The sequence below is a fragment of the Coleofasciculus sp. G3-WIS-01 genome (assembly GCF_040223135.1).
Taxonomy (GTDB): Bacteria; Cyanobacteriota; Cyanobacteriia; order Cyanobacteriales; family Coleofasciculaceae; genus Coleofasciculus.
The window spans coordinates 64359-73441 of the sequence record NZ_JAVJZI010000078.1; the positions used below are offsets into that span (position 1 = coordinate 64359).

Here is a 9083-nt window from a genome sequence, read left to right on the forward strand (position 1 = left end):
ACTGCTAAAACAGGCATTCTTAGGTTATGTCGTAAACAACAGGGCAATGATCGAATTCCCTCAATATGTCGATCCACATATTTTCAGGGGCGGGGGTGACACCTATACAGTTGTTCTGGGCAACTGCGTTTCGGTTTGCGCCCTTCATCACATAATCGATTATGTTATGCGGTTGAACTTGTTGATAAATTACAGTACCAGACTTTTCAATATGTAAATTGTCATTTGGACCCTGAGTCGATCCAGCTACTTTATTCCATTGCGTGAATTTTAGTTGGACTTGTCCGGCTTTAGTCTGCCAACTATGTGGATGGATAGCATTTCCCCCTGCGGATGCGATCGCATAATTAAAGTCACCACCAACGATCGCCCCCTTTCCCGCAGTAGAATTCAGATGGTCATTCACCGCCTTGGTTGCGGCAGCACCTCCGGCTGCTGATGCATTTGCATGTATCACCCAAAGTTCAAATGCGTTACCGGGTATCCCAGTTTTACTTGTCACCTTCGACGGGCTTGTCACCTTCAACAGGAGTCGTTTTTGCTCCAGCCCTGGAAATCTCAATGCCCTTGCTTGAAACGGTTGTCCCGCCTTCTGCAATGCCCATAACTGTTTCGTTGTCGGATTACCATTCTTATCCAAAGTATTGACGTAGTCGAGTTTCTGCATACCTGTGAGAGTCTCCATTCGGTCTCGCAATGTCTCGCTGACTTCCTCAAGCAACAGCAGATCCGGCTTCATATCGGCACACCATTTTTGGAATGTGTTGATCCGGTTCTGCGGAGACGTTTTTCCCATGTTTATGTTCCAGAAGGCTGCTTTCATTTGATTTTCTCCTTTCTTGAACTCAATTTTTAGGCGGTGCTATCTCATCCAAAATCTGGGTTAACCACCCCCTTTATGGGTAGGGAATGGGGAATAAAGACAGGATAAATCCTGCCCATGGCAGCAAATATTGCCTGAGCTACATTGACTCGACAGAGGACGTAATTGGACGCAATTATCTGTCCAACAATAGGAATCTATTTATCAGGAAATGCTCCCCTATTCTTGCTTCAATACTCTTGCTTTAAGTTGTCGTTACTCTCGCAATTCCAACCATCAGCAACGAGTAAAGTAAACCTCTCGCAATTAGGAAACACTGAACACTAATGTTGTCGGCGATAGTTATCGGATAGGCGATCTTGCCATTTAAACTACCAGTAATGAGGAGAGTAAACCTCTCGCAATTAGGAAACACTGAACACTAATGGGGTGTGAGCGGAAAGTCAAATAATTAGCTTTGTCATTTGATTTCCGGACAAAATATATCCTAGATCTAGAATTAAGTAAAGTCAATATTGACATCAAAGCAATAGTATGCGAACAAATACGTATATTTCTTAACAATCATGAAAACCTTGTGAAACAAGGTTTTCAATGTCAAGCAATTCAACGATAACTTGACAAATTACCACAAATGTGAATTGAAAAAAGCTGAACTTCCGCAGAGAATTGGCTATGTAGGAATGGAGGTTGGAGAGAGCGAGAGCGATCGCTAATCTTAAGAAAGATGTGGGTAATGCAGGGTATTGCTTATCTTAATCCCACATTCCGCACGACAAAATGTAGTACTAACGACTCTGCCAACTTGAGTGAGTATTTAGACGCTCACAAAAACTATTACGCCGTAAAATTATAAGGAGTGCGATCGCACTTCTTGTCCCAATCAAGCCCAAACCCTGCTGTCCCAATCAAACCAAAACCCTGATCACAAGAACTATTACGCCGTGAAATTATAAGGAATGCGATCGCATTGGTGTCCGGATTCAAGCCAAAACCCTGATGGCAGAAACTATTACGCCCTCAAACCAGAAGAAGGAGTGCGATCGCATGACTGTCCGGAATTCAGCCAAAACTAGACGTGACAAAAACTATTACGCTCTGAAACCATAAGAAGTGCGATCGCATTGGTGTCCGAAATCAAGCCAAAACCCTGATCGGAAAAACTATTACGCTCTGAAACCATAAGGAGTGCGATCGCATCCCTCTCCGGCTATAGTCAAAACCCTGATGGCAGAAACTATTACGCCCTCAAACCAGAAGAAGGAGTGCGATCGCATGACTGTCCGGAATCAAGCCAAAACTAGACGTGGGGAAAACTATTACGCACTCAAACTAGAAGGAGTGCGATCGCATGACTGTCCGGGATTCAGCCAAAACTAGACGTGGGGAAAACTATTACGCACTGAAACCATAAGAAGTGCGATCGCGCTTGTTGTCCCAATCAAGCCAGTGTGTGGTGAGCCGTCAACCGTTCGGCTGAGCGCGGTTCGGCTGAACTTCGACTATAATTAACTCTAGAGTTAAATGTTTCTAAAATGGGATTCAGTAATTTTAAGCTGGCAGATGTTGTTGAAAAATTCGATTTAAAGGTTAACCGGGAAAGTTATTTATTTGCAGAGATTCCAGAGGTTGCTAAGAGCGAAAATCTGGATTTTTTCTTAAAAAACTACTTACCTTTAGCGATAGATATTAATACAGAAAAGGCGCGATCTGAAATGATAATAGCGCCAATTTTGTTAGAATTAACGCAAAAAACACAGCCAAAAATTAGTATTTTCTCGGGTAAAGATTTAACTGTCGATCCTTCTCAAGACTTAAACGGCGAATGCGATTTTATTATTAGTCTGTCTCCAGAACAACTATTTATTACTGCCCCGATTATTACTTTAGTGGAAGCTAAAAAAGAAGATATTATTGGAGGATTGGGGCAATGTGCAGCTCAAATGTTAGGGGCACAAATCTTTAACCAACAAAAAGAAAATCAAATTAGTTCGGTTTATGGGGCAGTTACTACGGGAACGGTTTGGCGTTTTTTAAGATTGAGCGATCGCCTCCTCAACATCGATAATAAAGAGTATTATATCAGCGAGATTTGTAAAATTCTAGGCATTTTACATTGGATTATTTCCTCCGAAATAGAGAAGAGCGATCGCCCATCTAATTCAGATTAAAACGTCGCTCAAAGTCCCCCGTTTAACTAAACATTTATCTCCCCCGCCCCCCTCACAAGGGTAGGTTTTTTACATTGACGGTATAATGTACGATCTAGCAAAAGGTTATCCGGCAAAGATAGATGGTTGACTAGGAGGCTTTTAGAACACTTGTACGAAAGTTGAGCGCAGTCCCTATCTAGAATCTTTGATTTAGATGGGGTTAGCGAAACAAAATAGCTTGTTAAGTGCCCAATAATACTATACAATAGTATCAGGTACGGCGGCAGTTTGTTAACTTGTTCAGCACGACCTATAGAACCTAGAAAACTTAAGATTAAGCGGTTCCAGTAGAGACTATTTGTTACAGTAACGCATCTACTGGGTAAAAATCTTAGTGCGTTTATAAGACTTTTAGTCTTAGCTCCTTAGTAGAAATGGCTTGGAGGGGTATAAAGGCAAAAGTTCCTGATACCCACCGAGAACAGCGGTTCCCAGTGGTAACAGCAGGGAAAGAATCCCTAACTAGATTACTTGTAATTAGTTAGGGTCTGTTCAAGTGAGTGAATGAACTCCCGCAAAACATCATTTTTATTGCGCTCGGTTTTCTGGCAGTATCGTTCAAGTATCGTCACGTCTTGCTCGGTAATTTCTATGATGAGCTGCTGGGTGATCTCCTGATTCTCCAGCGCTTTAGCTTTTTGTTGCAACTGCTCAAAGTAGTCGATCTCTAAACTATCCGCTGATTGGTTAAACGCCTCCCCATCATCAACGTCACTCAACGGCTGCAAACCCTGGTCTAAAGCCGGTAAGGATTCCTGAACCCCCAGATCCTGCGCTTGCTGGTGCCATTGCTGAACTCGGTTAATCATTCCCTCGTATTCAGTTAACTGACGAGCTTTTTCTTCCTGATCAATTTCAATCTTAAAAAGTTTCTGGACACCCTGGTAAATTTTATTGGCGTATCCTCCCTTCTCAAATCTATCGACTACGATTACACTCCCGGCGGTAGCAATCAAACCTATTATCGGTGCGGCGATCGGTATCCATACAGCCTGGGTGAAAAGTACAAAGCCAATCCCAAATAATCCCCCAATAGCTACTATTCCAGCGAAGCCAAAGGCTACTGGATAACGAATGCGCCAAGCCAACGTTCCTCCGACTAGGGACCATCCGGCGATCCAAAGCATTTCACCCCACTCAGTCCAAAACCTAAACAGGGGTCGATCATTCAGAACGGCGCTGAGAATTTGACTCACGATTTGAGCATGAACAACAACCCCTGGCATTTTAAATGTTTCCTGTTGACCAGCACTGTAGGGTGTGAAAAAATCATCCTTTTTACTTGGGGCAGTATAACCGACTAAGACAATGCGATCGTTTATCCAATTGGGGTCAAGTTTACCTTCAAGTACCTGTGTCAGCGTCACTTGCTTAGCAACGGTTTCAGAAGAGCGGTAGTTGAGCAGGATTTGATACCCCCCTACATCCGCCTTTTGATAGCCGCCATCATTCTCTTTGATGGGACTAAATACCGTTGAACCCAACTTTAGTTCATCGGCGGTTGTGAATTCTGGCTGGATTAAGAGCGTTTGTAAGTAACGAAGTGCTAGCTGAAAACCTAAGGATAACAGGTGACCCGATGAATCATCACATCGACTATCTGTGTTAGCGTCAGATGAATGGGCTGGTGTGTTAGAGGCAGCAGAGCTGATGAACAACAGACTGCGGCGGATAATTCCATCGGTGTCTATGACTTGATCGGAAAATCCTACTCGGTCTTTTGGAATTCCGGGTGGGGGTGGAACTCCAGGATGGTCAGCACTCCCCGTTTTGCATACCGCAATGATGTTACCGCTGTGCTGGAAACGTTTGAGTAAGTCGGCGCGACCCGTTCCGATAGGAACATCTCTAAAAATATCCAAACCTATGGCTAAGGGTTGATACTCTTGGAGTTTTCCTAAGAGTCGATTCAAGGTTTGGTCAGACAGCGTCGCTTGCTGAATTTCCTGTATATCTTTTTCGGTGATGGCGACGACAAGTAAGCGCTCATCAGGAGCCTCATTTGGACGCCACCGCATCATCTGGTCGAATGCTCCTAGCTCCACTGCCTCTAGGATTCCCATCTGTCGAATCCCAACAACCAATGTGGCAATAACGGCGCTGGTAAGAACAACAGATCGACCAAAGTCCAATACGGCTGATTGCCGATAGTTTAATGTTCTTAGTAGCGAGCCAACCTTTTGAGATAATTTAGAACTCATGGTTGTGGTAAGTTAACGCAATTACCTCGATTAAAGCATATAGAGTTACGTTGTATATTAACGAATAATTGGTTGTATTAATTTTGAGGGGTTAAGTTGTTTGGAGAATTGTTTAATAGCAAGTTTGAGAGTATTTTTATAGCCATCAAAATTTAGTCAATAAGGTTAGTGATAAGCTGTATTCCATGGGGGAAGCCAGAGGATGCGGGAGCTTTTGAGAGCACGGAAGGGGGAGAATTCAAAGCCTCTCTCCTCCCCAGGAGAGAGGTTTGGAGAGAGGTTTGGAGAGAGCCCGTGAAAAGTCAGGTCGGTCAAGGGTGCTCGAAACCTACTCCAGGTCAAGGTTTCGACGACTCAGATGGCAAGACTGGTGAGAAATGCGGGATGAGTTTTTGGGAAATTTATCTTCGCTCTTCCATGACTTGATGCTATAATATTTGTGCAAAAATTAAACACAAGTGTGTAAATCAAGCACACGCCTGGGTCTGACAGCACAGGATCAGGCATGGTACTGTTTGAATATAACATTTATACACTTGTCAAAATTTTGCTCACAGTAGAAGGAAAAGACCGCCTATCCAGGCTGTGCTTAAAGCTAAGAGATGATGAACCTTTACGCCAGTTTGCGCCCAAGGTTGGCGTCTCCTATTCAGCTTGGGGGGCTTGGGAAAGAGAATCAGGAAATTTAGGACTAGAGAGTGCACAGAAATTAGCGGCTTATGTAGGTACAACAGCAGAGCAGCTACAAATCTATCTAAATGGAGGGATAAGTTTAGAAGAATACTTGCGATTACCTCTAACAGTTAGTCAAGTCAGTCCATCAAAATCTACAGATGAAACAGTCACAACAGTCGATCAAGTGTTGATGTGGATGAACAGCTTAGAGCTATCCGACTTAGTCAGAATTGTCTCAAAAGCTGGAAGACTGATGGAGGAAAAAATTTTTCAGGAGTCCAAACAACCTAAACAAACTATGAACGCGGAGACGGTAACAATTGGTGTTCTCGTCCAAAAGGAACTGACTAGACGAAACTGCAATGTCCAACAGTTAGCGTCGGCTGCTGCTATACCGACAACACGCTTACAGGCAATCCTTGCTGGAGAGGAAGCTAACGAGGAAGAATTAATTGCTCTGGGTTCTGTACTCCATAAACCTGATGGAACTTTGTGGAAAACGATAGAGCTAATAGCAATTAAGAATCAAACATTTGGAGATAATTACACAGAGGAACAGTTAGATGAGTCAGTTGCTCAGGGATGCGAAGGTGATAGTTGAGTCTCGTGCAAGCGAACTCTTTAAAAAAGAATTGCCTGTGTGTGACCAAGACTGTCAAGTTTACTTTCATGAGGATGTGGTCAATGTTTGGATATCTAGTAAACAAAAGGCAGTTATCCTCCGAAGCTTTTACCAAAATTTGGCGTCTTTATTGGAGCGTTGGGACTATAATGAACTCAAAATCTTTTGGCACAAAAGTGGCTGCCAACACTTTTCCATTCCCAGATCTTTAGCTGAGAAAAAATTAATAAGTATTAGCCAAGAAAACAACGGAAAAAACATGAATAAACCCCTAATTGCTACACCATCAATCTGGATAGGCACATGCCAGTTATCCCGTCCACTCGTTGATGTAATCTCACGGTTTATCGAAACACCAAACATCAAAGGTGGGTTAGTTCGGCTAAGAGACGAACGTCAACTCTTAGTTACCCCAGCTATGGCAGCAACAGTATGGGATGCTACCCCAGAAGAAATTGTTCAGCGCAAGATGACCGACTTTTGGTATCCTGAAGATCTATACGACTTACATCAAAAAATTAAACAGCAAGGGAGTACAGGATTCGAGCATACTTGGCGTGGGATAAATAAAAGCAAGACTCACTGGACTCGATTCACTCATCATTTCCGAGTTATAGTTGATGATTGTGGCACTGCCTACAGAGCCTTCACCAATCTGGATCTGGAAGCTATTGATCCACCAGGGTTAGTTAAGCTGTAACGCATTTAATTTGATAAGGCAATCTAAGCTATCAAAGGGTTTCAGGAGCTAAATTATTGGATTTAGCTGCATAGCAGCTTAGGGCTTGCTGAATAAGTCGAGGAAACAGCACTGATAAGTTATATAGCTATTTTTGCCTCAATTAGTAATAACTTTTCATTGTTAATTGTTTCCTCAAACATAACCATAATTAATGCTTACTGCCCAAAGCTCGATAGGTTAAGTGTTTAGTCATTAAGCCGAGAATAACTAAGAGGAGAATGAACCAGAGAGTGTGTCATATGCCGCTTCCTTGAGCGTCCATTATTGACTGCTTTTTCTTGATATTATGACCCATGTACGGGAGAGCCGAGGCAAGAGGCGGCAAGGCAAGAGTCCTAAAGTAAAGAAATAGTTAGCTTGTTATAAGTAAAAATTATCACACTAAGTACGGGAGAACCAAATTATTTGTCTAGCCAACAGGCTAAATAGTCGTGTATTATAAACAGATTTAGATTCGTTGACAGTTCTCAAGGCAGTTGCAGCACTGGGAGTAGTTGCTGTCATTCAAATCAACATTAATTGTACTTTTGTAAACTTACATTAAAAATAGACGATGATTCCAGGGGAACAAATCATCCAAAAGGGAGAGATTGAACTGAATGTGGGGCGTCCAACCTTGCGCCTGTCGGTAGCGAATACAGGCGATCGCCCGATTCAGGTAGGTTCTCATTTCCATTTCTATGAAGTGAATGACGCTCTATCATTTGACCGAGAGCCAACCAAGGGGATGCGGTTAAACATTCCGGCGGGTACAGCCGTGCGCTTTGAACCGGGAGATGAACGGGAGGTTGAGTTGGTACCGTTTGTGGGTAGCCGTCAGGTTTATGGGTTTAATGGCAGAGTGAATGGGGCGCTGGATAATGATTGACTTCTCCACGCCAAAAGAATGGTGGAGAAACCGGACAAAACTCAAACAATGATAAACTGGCTGGATATTGCTTTGATCAAGCAGATGACCGAAAAACAGAAGATGTTAGCAGGAGAGCTATATCTAGCATCTGACCCTGAATTAAAAGCATTACATAATCGAGCCTGTCAACTGACGCGCTTGTACAACTCCACAATGGAAGACGAAGTAGAGACGCGATCGCAACTTTTACAGGACTTATTTGGCAAGCTGGGATCTAATCCTCAAATTAGTCCTCCCTTTTACTGTGACTACGGCAGTAATATCTATGTCGGCGATAATCTCTATATGAACTATGGTTGTGTGATTCTCGACTGTAATACGGTTCATTTAGGCGATAATCTGTTATGTGGACCTTATGTGCAGATTTATACAGCCTATCATCCTACCGATCCAACCCAAAGACTAACCGGACGCGAACTCGCCAGACCGCTTAAAATTGGTAATAATGTCTGGATTGGTGGCGGTGCAATTATTTGTCCAGGTGTCACGATTGGCGATAATACGACGATTGGTGCCGGTAGCGTTGTTACCAAAAGTATTCCTGCCAATGTTATCGCCGCCGGAAATCCCTGTCGGGTTATACGAGTGGCAAGTACGACTCAACCTCCAATCCTGGAAGTGTAACCGTAAAAAAGCGCGATCGCTATCTTTTTGAAAGAGAATGAGTTGCGATCGCGCATTCTTATCTATCAGTGGCGTTATTCAAATAAAGACCCTTATCAAACACGTCACATGAACCTGAAAATGCACCCTAACATTCATAAAAATCCTTCGTTGTGGGAAACCCTGTGTCCCTTCGCTTCGCTTATCGGGCAAGCTTTAGACCAGGGAGGAACAAGCGGTAGCGGTTTAAGAAGCATACCCCTTTCGGGGTGGAGGGGTATGGTTGCCCCTCCG

At 43.2% G+C, this 9083-nt stretch carries 8 protein-coding genes; 6 read left to right on the top strand and 2 right to left on the bottom strand.

The genetic code is table 11. The features are described from left to right. Nucleotides 1–19: 19 nt before the first annotated feature. Nucleotides 20–823, bottom strand: a complete 804-nt coding sequence (locus RIM23_RS08450; protein WP_446366165.1) for an endonuclease/exonuclease/phosphatase family protein — start codon at nt 821–823, stop codon at nt 20–22. A 1227-nt stretch (nt 824–2050) separates the two neighbouring features. Here RIM23_RS08450 and RIM23_RS08455 point away from each other — a divergent pair. Continuing rightward, complete coding sequence (locus tag RIM23_RS08455) at nt 2051–2203, top strand: hypothetical protein (RefSeq protein WP_446366167.1); 153 nt, start codon at nt 2051–2053, stop codon at nt 2201–2203. Between the two features lie 155 nt (nt 2204–2358). Continuing rightward, a complete protein-coding gene (locus RIM23_RS08460; RefSeq protein ID WP_446366169.1) occupies nt 2359–2994 on the top strand; it encodes a hypothetical protein in 636 nt (211 codons plus the stop codon). 509 nt (nt 2995–3503) lie between these two features. On the opposite strand, the gene RIM23_RS08465 is transcribed toward RIM23_RS08460, so the two are convergent. Continuing rightward, a complete protein-coding gene (locus RIM23_RS08465; protein ID WP_446366171.1) occupies nt 3504–5237 on the bottom strand; it encodes a CHASE2 domain-containing protein in 1734 nt (577 codons plus the stop codon). Nucleotides 5238–5742: 505 nt separating this feature from the next. Between RIM23_RS08465 and RIM23_RS08470 the strand changes: the two genes are divergently transcribed. The 4 genes from RIM23_RS08470 (at nt 5743) to RIM23_RS08485 (ending at nt 8810) form a co-directional block, all read left to right on the top strand. Beyond that, nucleotides 5743–6513 carry a hypothetical protein gene (locus RIM23_RS08470; RefSeq protein ID WP_446366173.1) on the top strand — a complete coding sequence of 257 codons (771 nt, stop codon included), beginning with the start codon at nt 5743–5745 and terminating at the stop codon, nt 6511–6513. Next, a complete protein-coding gene (locus tag RIM23_RS08475; RefSeq protein WP_446366175.1) occupies nt 6476–7234 on the top strand; it encodes a hypothetical protein in 759 nt (252 codons plus the stop codon). Before RIM23_RS08470 ends, RIM23_RS08475 begins: the two co-directional genes overlap by 38 nt. A gap of 595 nt (nt 7235–7829) precedes the next feature. Further along, nucleotides 7830–8144, top strand: coding sequence for an urease subunit beta (locus tag RIM23_RS08480; RefSeq protein WP_446366177.1), 315 nt, complete (start codon nt 7830–7832; stop codon nt 8142–8144). A gap of 48 nt (nt 8145–8192) precedes the next feature. After that, complete coding sequence (locus tag RIM23_RS08485) at nt 8193–8810, top strand: sugar O-acetyltransferase (RefSeq protein WP_446366179.1); 618 nt, start codon at nt 8193–8195, stop codon at nt 8808–8810. Nucleotides 8811–9083 lie beyond the last annotated feature (273 nt).